The organism is Paeniglutamicibacter sp. NPDC012692, assembly GCF_042901625.1.
In the GTDB taxonomy this organism is placed as follows: domain Bacteria; phylum Actinomycetota; class Actinomycetes; order Actinomycetales; family Micrococcaceae; genus Paeniglutamicibacter.
Genome location: NZ_JBIBDE010000003.1, coordinates 428,627 through 445,854 on the forward strand (window position 1 = coordinate 428,627; position 17,228 = coordinate 445,854).

Consider the following 17,228-nt stretch of genomic DNA (forward strand, 5'->3'; position numbering starts at 1 on the left):
ACAGGAAGTGACCCCGGCATGAGCAACTCATCAACCTCAATCCTCCAGGACGCGCAGGAGCTGGCGCCGGAGATCACGGCGCTGCGCCACGCGCTGCACCGGGCGCCCGAGGTTGGGCTGCAGCTGCCCGGCACCCAGGAACGGGTGCTGGAATGGCTGGAGCCGCTGGGTTACGAAATCAGCCTGGGCAAGGACCTGACCTCGGTCACCGCCGTCCTGCGCGGCGGCGCCGCGGCCGACCTTCCGGTCGGCGAGCGCCCCGCGGTGCTGTTGCGCGGCGACATGGACGGATTGCCGCTGCAGGAAAAGTCGGGCGTCGAGTACGCCTCGCAGACCGGCGACACCATGCACGGCTGCGGGCACGACCTGCACACCTCCATGCTTGCCGGTGCCGCAACGCTGTTGGCCGAACGCCGCGAATCGCTGGCCGGGGACGTCGTCCTGATGTTCCAGCCCGGCGAGGAGGGCTACGACGGCGCCTCGTACATGGTGCGCGAAGGCGTGCTGGAGGCCTCGGGCAAGAAGGTCGATGCCGCCTTCGGCCTGCACGTCATGAGTGCCATGGAGGAAACCGGCGTGTTCACCGCCAAGAGCGGCCCGATCATGAGCGCCAGCGACGGCCTGTTCGTCACGGTGCACGGCGCCGGCGGGCATGGCTCGGCCCCCTTCGCCGCCAAGGACCCGGTCACCGCCGCCGCGGAAATGGTCACCGCACTGCAGACCATGGTCACCCGGCAGTTCAACATCTTCGACCCGGTGGTCATCTCCGTGGGCGTGCTGCGTGCCGGCACGGTGCGCAACATCATCCCGGACACCGCATACTTCGAGGCGACCATCCGCTCCTTCAGCAACGAGGCCCACGAGAAGCTCCAGTCCTCGGTTCCGCAGCTGCTGCAGAGCATCGCCCGGGCCCACGGCCTCGAGGTCACCGTCAACTACCAGACGGAGTACCCCACCACCATCAACAACGAGTCGGAGACGCTCTTCGCACGCAACGTGGTCGAGGAACTCTTTGATGCAACCGGCTACAAGGCCATGCGCGATCCGCTGGCCGGCAGCGAGGACTTCTCCCGCGTCCTGAACGAGGTTCCGGGTTCCTTCCTCTTCCTCTCCGCGCTGACCCCCGGCGCCGACCTGGCCACGGCCGAGTACAACCACTCGCCCTATGCCAGGTTCGATGACTCGGTGCTCTCCAGCGGCACCGCGCTCTACACGCACCTGGCCGTCAGCCGGCTTCAAGCACTTCGTGCATCCGCGGCAAACTAACCCGCGCCCATGTCTCCCACGCCCGCACCGAAGGAACCAGACACCATGAGCATCACCGAGAAAACCTCCCCGGCCACCGAGTCCGACACGCTTCCCGCCGGCCCGCACGGCGGACGCCCGCAATCCAAGGCCAAGACCCTGATGGGCATCGGGGCCGGCAACGCCGTGGAATGGTTCGACTGGGCCATCTACGCAACGTTCGCCTCCTTCATCTCCGGCCAGCTCTTCTCCAAGGCGGATGCGACCTCGGCGTTCCTGGCCACCATGGCGATCTTCGCGGTCGGTTTCGTGGCGCGCCCCTTCGGAGGACTGGTCTTCGGCCTGATCGGTGACAAGGTCGGCCGCAAGGCCGCCATGACCTTCGCGGTGGCACTGGCCTCGGTGGGCTCGCTGATCATCGCCATCACCCCGACGTACGAGTCCATCGGCGCGGCCGCCTCGCTGATCCTGCTGGTGGCCCGCCTGCTGCAGGGCCTGGCGCACGGCGGCGAGATGCCCAGCGCACAGACCTACCTGGCCGAGATGGCACCGGCCCCCAAGCGCGGCCTGTACTCCACGCTGATCTACTTCTCCGGCACCGCAGGCATCGTCGTCGGCACCCTGCTCGGCGCCATCCTGACCATGACGCTGAGCAAGGAACAGATGGCGGGCTTCGGCTGGCGCATCCCGTTCGCCATCGGCGCCCTGATGGGCCTGTACACCCTGATCATGCGTTCGCGCCTGAAGGAGACCAAGCAGTTCGAGGAGCAGAAGGCCGCCAAGGCCGAGCTGGGCACCCGCGGCCCCTCGGTGTTCTCGCAGATCGTCTCCAACTGGCGCAAGGCGTTGCAGGTCATCGGCCTGACCGTCGGCCTGACCGTGGTCTACTACATCTGGTCGATCTCCACCCCCGCCTACGCCATCTCCACCCTGAAGATGGATCCGGCCGCGGCGCTGTGGACCGGCGTCGCCGCGAACATCGTCTTCATGATCGCGCTGCCGTTCTGGGGCAAGCTTTCCGACCGCATCGGCCGCCGCCCGGTCCTGATCATCTCCTGCGTCGGCGCCGCCGCCCTGCAGATCCCGATGGCGTCGTTCGTACGCGGCGAGGCCTGGCAACTGTTCATCTCGATGTCGGTCATGCTCATCTTCATCGCCGCATCCGCCTCGATCGTCCCGGCCGTCTACGCCGAGCTGTTCCCGACCGCGATCCGCACCGTCGGCGTGGCCATCCCGTACGCCATCTGCGTCGCGGCCTTCGGCGGCACCGCGGCCTTCCTGCAGGCAGGCTTCGCCGCCTGGTTCGGGCCGGCCGGCGCCATGGCCTTCTCGATCTACGCCATGGTCCTGCTGTTGACCAGCGCCGTCACCGCCTACAAGCTGCCCGAATCCGCGGGCAAGGACCTGAACGGCTAGCAGGCACCCAACGCACCAAAACGTCCGGGCGCGCACTCCACAGGGGGTGCGCGCCCGGACGTTTTTGGGTCGGCGGGCCGGGCCCGTTACCAGCGGCCGGCTACCAGTTGGCGCGCCAGTACTGGGCGGGGAACGGGATGTTCTCGTGCGGTTCGCCGAGTTCGGCGGCCGCGATCGCCGGCCAGTTCGGGTTCTTCAACGCCGCCCGGCCGATCGACACCCCGTCGGCCGCCCCCGTCACCAGGACCTGTTCGGCCTGGGCCGGTTCGGTGATCATGCCGACCGCTGTGACGAACGCGCCGGGCACTGCGGCCTTGACCGCCGCGGCCAGCGACACCTGGAAGCCCGGTCCGCTGGGCCCGTGATAGGCGCCGATCCCGGCGCTGGAGAGGTCGAAGGCGGTGACGCCCAACTCGTAGACCTCGGCGGCGAAACGTGTCGTGTCGGCGATGCGCCAGCCTCCCTCGACCCAGTCATCGCCGGACAGCCTGATCGCCAGCGGCTTGTGTGCCGGCCACGCCTCGCGCACCGCGGCGATAACCTCGCGTGCGTAGCGCGTCCGGTTGTCGTAGCCGCCGCCGTAGGAGTCCGTACGCGTGTTGGTCAAGGGGGAGAGGAACTGGTGGATCAGGTAGCCGTGGGCCGCGTGGATCTGCACGACGTCGAACCCCGCGGCGTCCGCCAGACGGGCGGCGGAGGCCCAGTCCGCGACCGACGCGTCGATCTGCTCCTGCGTCATGGCCGTCGCCGGGGCCAGCCCCAGCACGTCCGTGGCGGACGGGCCGATGGTTTCCCAGCCTCCGTCCCGGGGACGCAGGTTCCCGCGTTGCCCTGCGGCCGTGTGGCCCGGCAGCCAGGCGTAGGTGGAGGCCTTGCCTCCCGCATGGGCCAGCTGGATCCCGGCGGCGGCCCCCTGGCTGTGGATGAATTCGACGATCGGCGCCCACGCTGCGGCCTGTTCGTCGTTCCAGATGCCGGTGTCCTGGTCGCTGATGCGCCCCTGCGCGGTGACTGCCGTGGCCTCGGTGTACACCAGCCCGAACCCGCCGGCTGCCCTGGCCCCCAGGTGGGTCATCTGCCATGCATGCGGCACCCCGTCGCGCTTGGTGATCGAGTACTGGCACATCGGTGCCAGTACCGCGCGGTTGCGCAGTTCCAGTCCGGTTCCGTCCGGAGTGCCCAGGGTTGCCCGGGCAAAAAGCTTGCTCATGTCAGGATCCAACCGGTTCGCCGGGAACGCTATTCCCCGGGGCGCCAGTGCAGGTGACCTGCAGCCGCCCGGAGTCGGGATGGCGCACCGAAAGGCCCGCGTGCGGGCCCTGGTCGAGGACCAGCACGTCGTATCCGGCCTGGACCAGCCGTTCTTCCACGACCGAAACGGCACCCGTGCATTCGAGGAGGAAATCGACCGCGGGCTCGTGGTTTTCGCGGACCTCTACGTAGCCGCCATGCTTGGCCCGGTACCTCGCTCGGCCCCCGGTTTCGTCGGCCTCGGGTTTAGCGCCGATGTTTGCCAGCGTGGAAATTGCCCCGGGGGCATCGGGCGTGCCCCAGCGCGCCACGACGGCCAAGCCGTGCTGCTGCAGGCCGGGTGCCTCCGGCGTTCCGGCGGTGATCGAGGGGTCGACCGGGCGGGCGCCGAAGGAGACCCCGTCGGGCGCAACGATTTCCGCAACTTCCACCGCACCGCCATCGGCCCCTTCCGCTCGCAGGAGCACCGGTGTTCCGTCACTGATGGTCCACTGCGCAAATTTCTGGACGTCACGCACCTCGAATCCCAGCTGGATTCCGAACGTGTCCGACTCGGATAGCAGGATGCGCCCGGAACCCGCGGCAAAACACCGGCCCCCGGGAATGCCAAGACCGGTGGAAAGATCGTTGCCCGCGACCCGGATTTCACCAAGACCCAGTGCGGTGAACAGCGCGGCCCATTCGGTGGTGTGGGGTGTGTGCAGAATCGGCCTGACACGCAACATTGGTGTTCCTCCAGGAAATCGGCGGGGTTTTTCGCGACAAATGCGGGTTCCGAAACCAAGGAACGGAATGATCCTGGTTCGTTGCCTTACTTGGGATGCTAGCAACACGGCCCGGGATCGCCTGCCAAGGTTTGAAGTGGCGTTCCCGCCGTTCCGGGCCCGCGGTGTGATGGGATGGTTTCCATGGCGATAGATCTTGAAGAACTCCTGGTACCAGACGAGGACGCGTGGCGGTCCTGGCTGAACGAGAACCATGCTTCACACCCCGGCGTGCAGCTGGTGCTCCACAAGAAGGGCGGCAGCGTCACCGAGCTGACCTACGCGCAGGCCGTCGACCAGGCGCTGTGTTTCGGCTGGATCGACGGTCGACGCAACAGCCGCGACGAGGAAAGCTTCAGCAACAGGTTCACGCCTCGAACCACTAAGAGCAAATGGTCGGCCAAGAACGTGGAGACCATCGCCCGGCTGACCGATGCGGGACTCATGGCGTCCCCGGGAATCGCAGCCGTGGAGGCCGCCAAGGCCGACGGCCGCTGGGACAGTGCCTACTCGGGGCAAAAGGACGCTCAATTGCCCGAGGACTTTGTGGCGGCGCTGGAAGGGCATCCCGCTGCACAGGAAAAGCTGGCAACCCTGGGCGGCAGCGAACGCTTCGCGATCTACTACCGGCTTCACACCGTCAAACGCGAGGAAACCAGGCGGAGGAAAATCGCTGAATTCATTGCCAAGCTGGATGCAGGCCAAGGTATCTTCTAGATTCTCGACCGAGGGCTTGCCTATCCGTTTTCCCCATGGGTGTTCATGGAGCTCCCCGGGACCGGCTCCGGCCGGTCCACCCGGGATTCAAGACCCTTTTGCCCCGGCCGTTCCCGGTCTACGCTGGCATGAGTTAACACCCGCTAACTCAAAAGGATGCGCCGGGACACCGGCCGGCACCGAGCCGGAACACTTTCACGATGGAGGATTCATGCAGATCACCGATTCCGTAGCGCTTGTCACCGGTGGGGCTTCCGGCCTGGGTGCCGCAACAGCCCGCGCCCTCCACGCTGCGGGGGCATCGGTGGTGTTGCTGGATCTCCCCTCATCCAAGGGTGCGGAAACCGCTGCGGCGTTGGGGGAGCGGGCCCGCTTCGTGGCGGCGGACGTCACCAACGAGGACGACGTCCGCGCGGCCATCGCGGCGGCACTGGAATTCGGCCCGCTGCGCGTGGTCGTCAACTGTGCCGGCGTCGCCACCCCGGGCAAGGTGCTGGGGCGCGAGGGCGTGCTGCCGCTCGCGAACTTCGAGAAGGTCATCGCGATCAACCTGACCGGCACCTTCAACGTGGTCCGGCTTGCAGCCGAGGCGATGGCGTCCCAGGACACCGTCACCGATGCCGCCACGGGCACGCCGGAGCGAGGAGTCATCATCAACACCGCCTCGGTTGCCGCCTTTGACGGCCAGATCGGCCAGCCCGCGTACTCCGCTTCCAAGGGTGCGGTCGCCGCGATGACGCTTCCGCTGGCCCGCGAACTGGCCCGCCATTACATCCGCGTCATGACCATCGCCCCGGGCATCTTCGAGACCCCGATGATGGCCTCGCTTTCCGCCGAGGCACAGGCCTCGCTCGGCGCACAGGTGCCGCATCCGGCCCGCTTGGGCAAGCCCGAGGAGTACGCGGCACTGGTTTCCCACATCGTGGCCAACCAAATGCTCAACGGCGAAACCATCCGGCTCGATGGCGCCATCCGCATGGGGCCGAAGTAGGACGACGGTTCGACGGCGGAGGGCCTGCGGCGATCACGCCGCAGGCCCTCCGCGGATCCGACCGAAAACAGTTACTTCGGCAGCTGTTCCCCTGCGGTGACCGGGACGTCCAGGCGGTTTCCCGCGGCGGGCGCCGGGCACACGGCGTACGGCGAGAATGCCATCGGGTAGTTCAGGGTGCGGTTGAAATCGATGGTGACGGAACCATCCGCAGCCGGGGCCGGGACGCCGACAAAGCGCCAGCCGGCGGTGCTCACGCCGTTGGTGGCATCGCCAAAGGTCAGCACCAGCGAACCGTTGTCGTTTTGGGTCGCCGCAAGGCGGTGGGTCCGCCCGGCCAGCTCGAATTCAACCTCGCCCACCAGCTCGGCGGTGAAGTTCGCATCCTCGCGGAAGCTGCCGATCGGCACCGTACGCGGGGAATCGAACGCGGTGAAGCGACCCCCTACGCGGAACGCCGGGTCGTACTCAAAGACCGGCACGCCGGTGAACTCGCGCAGCGTGGGGTGGCTGCGGTTGCGGGTGCGGACCATGTACCGCCCGTCGCGCACGCCGAGTTCGACCAGGACGTCGCCGACGCGCACGAAGTGGATCGACTCGTCCTCGTCCAGCTGCTTCTCCTGCGTGCCGGACAGCGGCAGTCCGTCGGTGTCGGTGACACCGTCCCCGGGGGCAAACACGGCACGGGCGCCGTCGGCGTCTGCGCTCCAGAGGCCGGGCAGCAAATCCAGGTGCCCGGGCGTGCCGGGCAGCCACTGGTAGCTGCTCAGGGTCAACCAGCCGAATTCAACGGCCAGTCCCTCGTTGCGCATGCGTCGCCACAGGGCGAAATCTGTTGGTGCACTCATGGATCCAGTCTGCCACCTTTGGCGATCCGGTCCCGGGCCGGCCCCACGCATTAGGCTGGGTGACATGCCTTCATACCGTGCACAACTGAACATCATGGGCCTGCGCCCGGGACATGCCCCGGAAGCCGTCATGGACACGGCCGTGGCGGCGCTGGCCGAACGCCACCACGTGGATGCGAACCAACTCGATGTGATCGCCGGGGTCCCGCGCATCACCGTGCGCTACACGGTGGAGGACGACGGGCAACCCGACGCCCGCGGCATCGAATCCGCGGCGCTGATGCGCGCGGCGGTGGAGGGCGTTGCCGTGAGCGAAAAGCTCGTGGTGTTGCGCCGGGTCAAGGGCCGCTGGGTGGTGCTGCGGCGCTAGGCGCCGTGCCTTGGAGCTCCTGGGCTTCAGTACACCGTGCGTTTGCCGCGGGCCGCCCGGCGCTCGGCATGGTTGATCTGGTAGCGGCGGTTTTCCGTGGCCACGAGCACCACGAATCCCGCCACGGCGGCCAACACCGCAACCCAGACGGACCGGTCGGGGCCGACCAGCCGGGGCGCCAGCAGCCAGAGCATGCCCCAGGCGAAGCCCGCGGCCAGTTCGATGCGCCCGCGTTCGGTCCGGGACATGCCTATGGCGACATAGCCCAGGCCGAGCACGATCAGACTGGCAAAGACGTCCGGGAACACGAACACGTTCCAGGAGTGCAAGAGCTCGGCAAACGCCGCGGCGGAGACCACCAGGAAGAAGCCGGCCATCAGGCCCGCGGGGGCGTCGGTGAGCATGCGTTCCGTGGTGTTCCGGGCCGTGTGGCTGTTCAGTTCACGCACCGTCACCAGCAACAACCCCGCGGTCAGGGTCGCCGCGCCGAAGGCAAGGAAAAGGGATCCCGCGTTCACCGACACCAGCCAAAGCGCGGAAGCGGCCAGTGCCGTCGGGAAGGTGCGGCCCACGGCGCGCTGGCGCACCGCGGAGATCTGGGAGGGATGCCACGCAAACAACGATGCCGCCAGCGCCCAGAAAGAAATCACCGGCACCAAGGTGTAGGCAACGGGGGCCAGTGACAGCAGTGTGTCGTGGCCGGTAACCGACCCGGACACCAGTGCTCCAGTGCCGAGGATCGAGGCAACGACCATGATGGCGGCGGCAATCGTGAAGAGCGTGCGCCGGATCTTGTCCTGTGCCGTGGCTTCCGGGTCGGGAGCGGTGTCGGGCAGGGTGTACGGGGCGACGTAGAGGGGTTCGGCAAGGGCCTGTTGTCGGTCGATTGCCGCCTTGGCGCTGGCCACCAAGGCGGCAAGCTCGTCGGCGCTCGCCGGCACCCGGGTTGGCGCCGGCTGTGCCGCGGCGGGCAGCGCCATCGTGTTGGGGTCCGGGATCGGGGCGACGCGCTGCTGTTCCAGACGCTGTTGTTCAAGCCGATGTTGCTCCAGGAGCCGCTCTTGGCGTTCCTCCTCGAGGAGCTGCCGTTCGGCGAGTTCCTGCTCGGCTCGGAAACGGGCTGCATGTTCGGCTTCGGCGCGTTGGGCTGCCTCGGCCAGGGCCTCTGCATGGGCGGCGTCCATCAGCCTGGTCCGTTCGCGCGCCTCGACCGCCCGCGCGCGTTCGGCCCTTGCCCGTACAAGCCTGGCCTTGAACCGTGCGGGGGATGCGTAGATCTTGTCGCCGATCCGCTGCCACTCGGGTTCCGGCAGGGAATCCAGCCAGTTGTTGACCGTCGGGAAACCTCCGGAAACCGCCGCCGGCTCGCTCGCGCCGGCCGGGGTGGCGGGCATCGAAGGGGCAGCGGTGCCAAGCGGGGCGGCAGGAGGTTTTGGGGCGGTGGATGGCTTGGGCGGGATTGCTGCCGCCCGGGCCGTGGCTTTTTTCGGGGCAGCTGGATCGGCGCCGGACCCGGCTTCCCCGTCCATGTGCCTGAAGGGCGACCCTGAGCGGGGTTGCGGGTGTGCGGGGTGCAGGAGTTCGTCGAGGTCCTGCGGATCTTTCTCGTGGTGGCGCGGTACGGGGTGGCCGATGCGCTCCGAGACTTGCTCCGTGGGCGGCAGGTTGGTGCTGGGTGCAGGCGGTACCGCAGGAGCATGTTGCGCCGGCGAGGCCTTGGCAGCTGTAGCCAGCCCGGAACCGTCGGCGATGCCGGGGTCCGTCGACCCGTTTTCGGATTCGGACGCGGCGTTTCGAAGACGGGCCAGGGCCGCGGACGCGGCCGTGGTGTGGGTGTCCGATGTGCTCATGTTCAGCCCCTTCGTCGCCTATACATGGCCAGCGCCCCGGCCAGTACGATTCCGACCAGCGTACCGAAAATCATGCCCACGATGGTGGAACCCCAGACAGGAAATCCCGTGACATTGGCACTCAGACGTCCCAGCAGCAGCATCCAGATCGCCCACAGAACGGCTCCGACCGCCGCCAGGGGCGCAAAAACACGCCATGTAATGCGGGCGATTCCGGCCGCCGCCATGGAGGCGCTGCGCCCGCCGGGCAGGAACCGCATGCCCAGCAACGACGCGTAGGTGCCACCGGTTCCGAGCTTGAGCATCAGGCGTGTCATGTTCCGGTGCAGCCAGCGGCCCCACCTGTAGCGCGTCAGGAACCGCCCGCCGTGTTTGAACAGCGCATAGAGTGCAACATCCCCGGCGAAACAGGCGCCGGCGGTGACGGCAATAGCTGTCACCGGATTCAGCAGCCCCGCCTCGGCCATCGGTCCGGTGCCCATGGCCAGCACCTCGCTGGGAATCGGGGGGACCAGTGCGTCGATGGCCACCAGGATGAAAAGCACCGGGTAGAAGAATTCACCGCCGGCCAGCAAGGAATCAAGCAGATCCCCGAGTGCTGATTCCATGCCGGCGGGCATCCCAGGGCCCGGCCCTAGCCCAGGTCCACCCCGGGCGCACCCGGAGCCTGCGCCGTCGGGGACTCGGAGAGCTCAAGCCGGGAGGTGTAGGTGACGGGTTCCCCGCTGATCGGATCGACAAAGGAGATGGATCGGGCCAGCAGCTGCAGCGGCCGGGTGTAGTCATCCGGCGCCAGGTCCAGCAGTGTCGGGTAGAACGGGTCGTTCAGGATGCCCAGACCCAGCGCCGCAAGGTGCACGCGCAGCTGGTGGGTCTTCCCCGAGTGCGGGCTCAACCGGAACTTCGCGACCTTCAGCCCCTCGAAGTTGCCGGCGGAGGACCCGACGCCCAGCAGCTCGACCAGCGATTCGGCGTTCGGTTCCCCGGCTTCAACCAGTGAGCGCAACTGGCCCTTGATCTTGCTCATGCGGTTCCGGTAGACCAGCGGAAGGTTTTCCAGCGCAGCCTCAAGCCCCGCGGAATCCAGGAGGCTGTTGCCCGGGCCCGCGGCACCGGGGACGAAGTTGCCGCTGCGGTCCTCCGCGCGCCCGCCGAGCCCGCCGACGCCCATGACCTCGCCCGCCGGGCGTCCGTCCACGTCCTCCAGGGCACTGACGGCCTCGTAGGTCTTGGAGATTTCGCGGCGCTCGAAGAGGGTCTGGTAGTCGCCGCGGGTGTCCGGGTTGGTGGAGAAGAGCAGCACGCCGGCGGTCGCCCGGTCTAGCCGGTGCATGGGTATCAAGTCCGGGTTGCCCACCCGGTTGCGCAGGCGAACCAGCGCGGATTGCTGGATGAAGCGCCCGCCGGGGGTGGTGGGCAGGAAGTGTGGCTTGTCGATGACCAGCAGGTGCTCGTCGTGGTGCAGCACCGACTCGGTGAACGGGATTTCCTCCTCGACGGGAAGGTTCCGGTAGTACCAAATGAATTCGTGCGCGCCCAGTGGTGTGGACAGCTCAAGCGGCACCCCGCCCAGGCCCACCACCTCGCCGGTTTCGAAACGGCGCACGATGCCGGCCTCGTCCACGTGCCCGAACCGGTGCAGCATGTAGTCGCAGACCGTCTCCCAGTCCCCCGCGGAGGGGATGCGGAGCCGGGTTGCGTTGACGCCGTTGCGCACGGGCAGGGGGGAGAGCATGGCCATGGAATCCAGTGTGTCATGCTTCCGCCGAGGGGTCCGGCCGCGGGCCAACGCAGCCCGGGCCTGCATCGGAGCCGCCGGGCCACGTCCTCCACGGACCTGTGATGCGTTAATGCGCTGTTTCACTCGTTGGAATGTAGACGTTCTGGCAGTCCGGGCAGAAATACACGTCACGTTCGGCACTGCGCGGGGATTCGGCGAGCGAATCCTTGTGCAGCAAGCCGCCGCAGCGCATGCATGGAAGGCCCTCCCTGTCGTACACCCAGTAGGGGTTCATGCCGTCGGTGCCGGTTGTCACCCGGCGGGCACGGTCCTTGTTGGCGTGCAGCAGCCGGTGGGCGATGTCCACCAGGTGGCCCAGGTCCTCAACCGCGCCCACCGGGGTCCGCGGGTGCACCCGCGTGACGAAGAGCAGTTCCGAGCGGTAGATGTTGCCCAGTCCGCTGATCAGCCGTTGGTCCAGCAATGCCAGGCCGATGGGCCGCTCGGGGTTGCTCAACAGGCGGCGCACCGCCTCCTCCGGATCCCACGAGTGGCCCAGCGGGTCGGGTCCGAGGTGTCCGATGACCTCGACCTCGTCGGCGGTTCGCAGCACGTGCAGGAACCCCAGGTCGAAGCCGACCGCGGTGAAGGCCTGATTCCCAAGCACCGCGCGGGCCTTGAATGCGGGGGTGCGCCAGCGCTCGCCGGTTGCGTAGACATCCCAGTGCCCGTCCATGAGCAGGTGCGAGTGGATGCTCAGCGGCGGTGCCGCGACCTTTGCCGGCGGCCTGACGCGGATGAGTAGATGCTTGCCTCGTGAAACCACGGACTCGACCATCCAGTCCACTATGGAGAGTGTCGCGTGTTCCGGAACCCGGAAGTCGCTCACACTCAACCGCCTGCCGGCCAGCGCGGCTTCCAATCGACGTGCCGTGCGAAAAACCGTATCCCCTTCGGGCATTGTCTTTACCACCAATCGCCTAGTCGGGCACCCGACCCCCATAGTCGAGTGACCCTGGTCACTAGACTAGCCCGAGATTCCCACGGGTGGGGGAAATTCACCGGAAGTTAGCTTCTAAAGCGCAAACCACTTGGGGTGGAATAGAACCCAGCGCGGCGTAACGCGGCGGCCCAGGGTGACTCGGAGACCGGTTCGCCGTTGACCTTGAGAATCGCAAGTTTCTCGATGCCGGCCCGGCGCAGGGCCGCAACGAGCTCGACGGCCGCGGCGTCGAGCATGTTTTCCGCAGTGACGGCCCCCTGGAAATCGAGTACGGTCTTGCCTCCGCGCTCCACGTACAGGGCCAAACGACCGTCCAGCAACACCACGATGGCCCCGGCCTTGCGCCCCGGGCGGTGTCCTCCGGGCGCCTGCGGCCAGGCCAGTGCGGCACCGTAGGGGTTGGCCGGGTCGGTGGCCGCCAGGGCCAAGGCCGAGGGCGGGGAAGCCTCCGTCCCCGCATCGCGCACGAAGGTGCGCAGCCTGTCGATCGTCGGGGAGGTGGAGAACTGCGCGGCCCCGAGCCTTTCAACGAAGTAGCCCCGGCGGGCATGGCCGGCCTCCTCCAGCCGGCCGAGCACCCGGTAGAGCTGGCCGAAGCCGCCGGGCACGGATTCGGCGGCGGCCGATCCCCGCGTCACCACGCCGTAGCGTTCGAGCAGGAACTCGGCGCTCGCGTGCGCCCTGATGGTCGGGTCCCCGACGGGGTGCGGCAGCGCCGCCCAGCGGCCGGTGCCCGACTCCGGGACACTGCCGAACCCGGAACGAGGGCCCAGCTCGCGCCCCTGCAGGCGCATGACGGAGGTATCGCCGGTGCCCGGGGCCTCGAACCCGGCGTGCCCCTGCCGCAGCATGGCCATCCGCCCGAGCCGTGCCGTGCGTGCCCGAGGCGCCAGCGCAGGTGCCCGGTGGGCGGACTTGCCACCGGAGAGCAGCCCACGGATCGGCGCGAGCGTGTCGGGGGAGACTGCGCCAGCCCAGAACAGCTCCCACAGGGCCTCGAGAACTTCATCCGTGCGCGGCTCGGTTCCGGCCGCGACAAGACCGCCGTCGGAAGCGGCGGCCGCGGGATCCGGCACCGCGGCCACCAGCCGGGCCAGCTGCGGCACAAAGTAGGCCCCGCCGGCATCCAGCACCACCAGCAGCCTGCGGGCGAGCGCCCCGAGGTGTTCGCGGTCCGGCTGCGGCAGGCTCAGCGGCGCGTTTTCCGCGGTGTGCAGCGCGACCCAGCCGTCGGTTCCGGCCAGCGCCCCGGCCCCGGAGACCAGCACCTCGCCGGCGCTCATCAGCTCGTCGAGCATGCCCGGGGCGTAGTTGCGCACGCGCACCGGCAGCACGAAGGATTCGACGGCGGACGCCGGGACGGGCACCCCGGCCAGCTGCTCGACCACGGCCAGCACCCCGTCTACGCCGGAAAGCCCCTGGCCGATGCCCTGCCAGGCCGGCAGGAACCTGGCGAACGTCGGCTGGTCGACGGGCTCGACCTCGGCGCGCAGGGCCGCGAGCGAGCGGCTGCGGATCATCCGCAGCACGCCGGACTCGCAGTACTCGAGCTGCGTGGAACGGAAGCCGGCGGCGTCCTCCGCCAGCAGCTCGGCGGGCCTGAACGCCCCGGTCATGACCCGGTTCTCGGCCACCAGCCGGTCCAGCGCGGCCTTGGCCACGGCGACGCCCAGCCCCAGCGAGGTCGCGACATCCGCCGCGGTGAAGGGCCCGTGGGTCCGGGCGAAGCGTGAAACGAGGTCGCCGACCGGGTCCTCGACGGGGTCGATGAAGGCCAGCGGCACCCCGTGCGGCAGGGGCACGCCCAGGCCGTCGCGCAGCCGCGGTGCGTCCTCGATGGCGGCGAAGACGGTGCCGCCGCCGAGCCGCACCTCCAGCGCCCGGTTGGCGCGGACCAGGGCCTGCAAGTGCGTTTCTACCAGGGACAGATGGGCCTGGCTGGCGGCGTCGGAATCCGGCTCGGCCCGGTCGTGCCCCGTCCCATCGGGCCCGGTCTCGTCGCGCAGGCGGGCGGCGACGGCCTCGAGGCCCAGCGGGCCGAGCATGCGCAGCAGGTCCGCCGCGCCCTCCATCCCGGCCAGCTGCCGGCCGGGGGCCAGGCGCTGCAGCTCGGCCTCGGTGCGCAGGATGACCTGCGCGTCCAGCAGCTCGCGCAGCTCGGTGCGGCCCAGCAGCTCGTTCAGCAGCGCCGGATCCAGGCTCAGGGCGGCGGCGCGGCGCTCGGCCAGCGGCGAATCCCCCTCGTAGAGGAACTGCGCCACGTAGCCGAAGAGCAGCGATTGGGCGAAGGGCGAGGGCAGCCGGGTCTGCACCTCGCGCACGGAGATGCCGCGCGAGCCCATGAGCCCCAGCAGGTTCTTCAGCGACGGCAGGTCGTAGACGTCGTTGAGGCACTCGCGGACGGTCTCCAGGATGATCGGGAAATCCGGGTACTTGCGGGCGACGTCCAGCAGCTGCGCGCTGCGTTGGCGCTGCTGCCACAGCGGGGTGCGCTTGGCGGGATTGGTGCGCGGCAGCAGCAGGGCGCGGGCCGCGCATTCGCGGAAGCGGGAGGCGAAGAGCGCGGAGTTGCCCACCTGCGCGGTGACCAGGTCCTCGATCTCGTCGGGCTCGAACGCGAAGAGCTCGGCCCCCGGCGGCTCGTCGTCCATGGCCGGAACGCGCAGCACGATCCCGTCGTCGGCAGCCATCGCGGAGCCGTCCAGCCCGTAGCGTTCGTGCAGCCGGGCACCGACGGCCAGCGCCCAGGGTGCGTGCACCGGCAGGCCGAAGGGGGAGTGCAGGATGACGCGCCAGTCGCCGAGCTCGTCGACGAAGCGCTCGACCACCATGGTCTTGTCGCCGGGCACCACGGAGGTCGCCTCCGCCTGCGCGTCCAGGTAGTTCAGCAGGTTGCCGGCGGCGAAGTCGTCAAGCCCGATCGCGCCGAGCCGCCCGAAGGCCTCCGGCCGGGGCAGCTTCACCAGCTCGGCGGTGAACCTGCCCAGCGCCGCGCCGAGCTCCACGGGCCGGCCCTGGGTGTCGCCCTTCCAGAACGGCAGCTTGCCCGGCTGGCCGAACGCGGGGGAGACCAGCACCCGGTCGTGGGTGATGTCCTCGATCTTCCAGCTGGTGGCCCCGAGCGCAAACACGTCCCCGACCCGGGACTCGTAGACCATTTCCTCGTCGAGCTCGCCCACCCGGCGCCCGCCCTTGGCCCCGGAGTTCTCCTCCGAGCCCACCAGGTACACGCCGAAGAGCCCGCGGTCCGGGATGGTGCCGCCGCTGATGACGGCCAGGCGCTGGGCGCCGGGGCGCCCGGTGAGCGTGCCGGTGTCCCGGTCCCAGACGATGCGCGGGCGCAGCTGGGCAAATTCGTCGGACGGGTACTTGCCGGCGAGCATCTCCAGCGTCGCGGTGAACGCGGCGCGCGGCAGCGAGGCGTAGGGGGCGGCCCGGCGCACGGTGTCGAACCAGGCCTCCACGTCCAGGTCCTCCAGCGCGCAGGCGGCCAGCGTCTGCTGGGCCAGCACGTCCAGCGGGTTGGCGGGGATGTGCAGCTTCTCGATCTTCCCCTTCCGCATGCGGGAGACGGTCAGCGCGGTGGAGAGCAGGTCGGCGCGGTGCTTGGGGAAGAAGGTGCCGATCGAGGTCTCGCCGACCTGGTGCCCGGCGCGGCCCACGCGCTGCAGCCCGGAGGCGACCGAGGGCGGCGACTCGACCTGCACCACCAGGTCCACCAGCCCCATGTCGATGCCCAGTTCCAGGGAGCTGGTGGCCACCACGGCGCGCAGCACGCCGGTCTTCAGGTCGTCCTCGATCTGGGCGCGGGTCTCCTTGGAGACCGACCCGTGGTGGGCCCGGGCCAGCGGGACAATTCCACCGCCCTCGGCGTCACCGGCCCCGGAGACCATGCCGGCCTGCGCCATCATCGCGGCGGGCATGCCGCTGCCCGGCTGGATGCGCTTGGCCGGGGTTCCCGCGGTCATCTCCGCGCCGGTGGAGCCGATCCCGTTCGGGGCAAAGCCGGATTCGGCGTCGACACCCGTCACGCGGGATTCGTGGATCTCGTTCAGCCTGCCGGTCAGCCGCTCGGCCAGCCTGCGCGAGTTCGCGAACACGATCGTCGAGCGGTTCGCCTCGATCAGGTCGACGATCTGTTCCTCGACGTGCGGCCAGATGCTCGCCTGCGGGGCCAGCCCGGAACCCGGGCCCAGGTCGTGCGCGGCCGCCGCTGCCGGCAGGTCCGTCATGTCCTCCACGGGAACCCGCACGCTCAGGTCCCAGGTCTTGGTGATCGGCGGGGCGATCACGGACACCGGGGCGCCGCCGCCCACAAAGCGCGCCACCTCCTCGCGCGGTTCCACGGTCGCCGAGAGCCCGATGCGCTGCACCGGGGCGGCCAGCAGCGCGTCCAGCCGCTCCAGGGACAGCGCCAGGTGCGCCCCGCGCTTGGTGCCCGCCACCGCATGCACCTCGTCGAGGATCACGGTGTGCACTCCGGCCAGCGATTCCCTGGCCCGTGAGGTCAGCATCAGGTAGAGCGACTCGGGGGTGGTGATCAGGATGTCCGGCGGGTTGGTGACCAGCTTGCGGCGCTCGTTGGCCGGGGTGTCGCCGGAACGCACGCCCACGGACACCTGCGGCACCGCGAGCCCCAGGTGCGCGGCGGTGGCCTTGATGCCCACCAGCGGGGCGCGCAGGTTGCGCTCGACGTCGACGCCCAAGGCCTTCAGCGGTGAAATGTAGAGCACCCTGGTTCCGGCGGAATGGGTGCCGCTGGCTTTCGGGCGGGTCTCGGTCTGGCCGCCGACCTCCAGCCCGGGCAGCGCGGGCGCCGTGATTTCGGTGGCGGCGCGCGCAAAGGAATCCAGCGCCCAGAGGAACGCGGAGAGCGTCTTGCCCGATCCCGTCGGGGCGATGACCAGGGCGTGCCGCCCGGTGGAAATCGCGTCCCACGCGCCGATCTGGGCGGGCGTCGGCGCGGCAAAGGCTCCCTCGAACCAGGCCCGCGTGGCGGGCGTGAACCGGTCGAGGACCGCTCGCGGATCAGGTTGCTTGGCCATCGGTTCCC

At 69.2% G+C, this 17,228-nt stretch carries 13 protein-coding genes; 5 read left to right on the plus strand and 8 right to left on the minus strand.

Annotation, left to right across the window (positions count from 1 at the left end; genetic code table 11):
- The first annotated feature begins 18 nt into the window (after window positions 1–18).
- The gene (locus tag ACFY5D_RS13905; protein ID WP_387530746.1) at window positions 19–1,266 is read left to right on the plus strand and encodes a M20 family metallopeptidase; all 1,248 of its coding nucleotides are present in this window, start codon (window positions 19–21) and stop codon (window positions 1,264–1,266) included.
- A gap of 141 nt (window positions 1,267–1,407) precedes the next feature.
- A complete protein-coding gene (locus ACFY5D_RS13910) occupies window positions 1,408–2,661 on the plus strand; it encodes an MFS transporter (protein ID WP_387531058.1) in 1,254 nt (417 codons plus the stop codon).
- A 100-nt stretch (window positions 2,662–2,761) separates the two neighbouring features.
- On the opposite strand, the gene ACFY5D_RS13915 is transcribed toward ACFY5D_RS13910, so the two are convergent.
- A complete protein-coding gene (locus tag ACFY5D_RS13915; RefSeq protein WP_387530749.1) occupies window positions 2,762–3,871 on the minus strand; it encodes a tRNA-dihydrouridine synthase in 1,110 nt (369 codons plus the stop codon).
- Between the two features lies 1 nt (window position 3,872).
- Window positions 3,873–4,637: a hypothetical protein gene (locus tag ACFY5D_RS13920; RefSeq protein WP_387530752.1), complete on the minus strand. Its 765-nt coding sequence runs from the start codon at window positions 4,635–4,637 to the stop codon at window positions 3,873–3,875.
- Window positions 4,638–4,820: 183 nt separating this feature from the next.
- Between ACFY5D_RS13920 and ACFY5D_RS13925 the strand changes: the two genes are divergently transcribed.
- Window positions 4,821–5,393 carry a YdeI family protein gene (locus ACFY5D_RS13925; protein WP_387530755.1) on the plus strand — a complete coding sequence of 191 codons (573 nt, stop codon included), beginning with the start codon at window positions 4,821–4,823 and terminating at the stop codon, window positions 5,391–5,393.
- A 211-nt stretch (window positions 5,394–5,604) separates the two neighbouring features.
- Complete coding sequence (locus ACFY5D_RS13930) at window positions 5,605–6,384, plus strand: SDR family NAD(P)-dependent oxidoreductase (protein WP_387530758.1); 780 nt, start codon at window positions 5,605–5,607, stop codon at window positions 6,382–6,384.
- Between the two features lie 71 nt (window positions 6,385–6,455).
- On the opposite strand, the gene ACFY5D_RS13935 is transcribed toward ACFY5D_RS13930, so the two are convergent.
- Entirely contained in the window at window positions 6,456–7,232 is a 777-nt protein-coding gene (locus tag ACFY5D_RS13935) for a DUF1684 domain-containing protein (RefSeq protein WP_387530761.1), read from the minus strand.
- Between the two features lie 64 nt (window positions 7,233–7,296).
- Between ACFY5D_RS13935 and ACFY5D_RS13940 the strand changes: the two genes are divergently transcribed.
- Entirely contained in the window at window positions 7,297–7,602 is a 306-nt protein-coding gene (locus tag ACFY5D_RS13940; RefSeq protein WP_387530763.1) for a hypothetical protein, read from the plus strand.
- A gap of 26 nt (window positions 7,603–7,628) precedes the next feature.
- Here the strand turns inward: ACFY5D_RS13940 and ACFY5D_RS13945 are convergent, their stop codons facing one another.
- The 5 genes from ACFY5D_RS13945 to ACFY5D_RS13965 form a co-directional block, all read right to left on the minus strand.
- A complete protein-coding gene (locus tag ACFY5D_RS13945) occupies window positions 7,629–9,452 on the minus strand; it encodes a hypothetical protein (protein WP_387530766.1) in 1,824 nt (607 codons plus the stop codon).
- Window positions 9,453–9,454: 2 nt separating this feature from the next.
- Complete coding sequence (locus tag ACFY5D_RS13950) at window positions 9,455–10,060, minus strand: DedA family protein (RefSeq protein WP_387530769.1); 606 nt, start codon at window positions 10,058–10,060, stop codon at window positions 9,455–9,457.
- A gap of 26 nt (window positions 10,061–10,086) precedes the next feature.
- Window positions 10,087–11,187: a pseudouridine synthase gene (locus ACFY5D_RS13955; protein WP_387531061.1), complete on the minus strand. Its 1,101-nt coding sequence runs from the start codon at window positions 11,185–11,187 to the stop codon at window positions 10,087–10,089.
- Between the two features lie 112 nt (window positions 11,188–11,299).
- Complete coding sequence (locus tag ACFY5D_RS13960) at window positions 11,300–12,175, minus strand: DNA-formamidopyrimidine glycosylase family protein (protein ID WP_387530772.1); 876 nt, start codon at window positions 12,173–12,175, stop codon at window positions 11,300–11,302.
- A 65-nt stretch (window positions 12,176–12,240) separates the two neighbouring features.
- On the minus strand, window positions 12,241–17,220 hold the full coding sequence (locus ACFY5D_RS13965; protein ID WP_387530775.1) for an ATP-dependent helicase: 4,980 nt from the start codon (window positions 17,218–17,220) through the stop codon (window positions 12,241–12,243).
- Between the last annotated feature and the right edge of the window lie 8 nt (window positions 17,221–17,228).

Bases quoted from the DNA above. Each gene is read 5' to 3' on its own strand.
- ACFY5D_RS13950 (WP_387530769.1), bottom strand. From the start codon at position 10,060: ATGGAATCAGCACTCGGGGATCTGCTTGATTCCTTGCTGGCCGGCGGT.
- ACFY5D_RS13910 (WP_387531058.1), top strand. From the start codon at position 1,408: ATGGGCATCGGGGCCGGCAACGCCGTGGAATGGTTCGACTGGGCCATC.
- ACFY5D_RS13925 (WP_387530755.1), top strand. From the start codon at position 4,821: ATGGCGATAGATCTTGAAGAACTCCTGGTACCAGACGAGGACGCGTGG.
- ACFY5D_RS13960 (WP_387530772.1), bottom strand. From the start codon at position 12,175: ATGGGGGTCGGGTGCCCGACTAGGCGATTGGTGGTAAAGACAATGCCC.
- ACFY5D_RS13905 (WP_387530746.1), top strand. From the start codon at position 19: ATGAGCAACTCATCAACCTCAATCCTCCAGGACGCGCAGGAGCTGGCG.
- ACFY5D_RS13930 (WP_387530758.1), top strand. From the start codon at position 5,605: ATGCAGATCACCGATTCCGTAGCGCTTGTCACCGGTGGGGCTTCCGGC.
- ACFY5D_RS13915 (WP_387530749.1), bottom strand. From the start codon at position 3,871: ATGAGCAAGCTTTTTGCCCGGGCAACCCTGGGCACTCCGGACGGAACC.
- ACFY5D_RS13940 (WP_387530763.1), top strand. From the start codon at position 7,297: ATGCCTTCATACCGTGCACAACTGAACATCATGGGCCTGCGCCCGGGA.
- ACFY5D_RS13935 (WP_387530761.1), bottom strand. From the start codon at position 7,232: ATGAGTGCACCAACAGATTTCGCCCTGTGGCGACGCATGCGCAACGAG.
- ACFY5D_RS13965 (WP_387530775.1), bottom strand. From the start codon at position 17,220: ATGGCCAAGCAACCTGATCCGCGAGCGGTCCTCGACCGGTTCACGCCC.
- ACFY5D_RS13955 (WP_387531061.1), bottom strand. From the start codon at position 11,187: ATGCTCTCCCCCCTGCCCGTGCGCAACGGCGTCAACGCAACCCGGCTC.
- ACFY5D_RS13945 (WP_387530766.1), bottom strand. From the start codon at position 9,452: ATGAGCACATCGGACACCCACACCACGGCCGCGTCCGCGGCCCTGGCC.
- ACFY5D_RS13920 (WP_387530752.1), bottom strand. From the start codon at position 4,637: ATGTTGCGTGTCAGGCCGATTCTGCACACACCCCACACCACCGAATGG.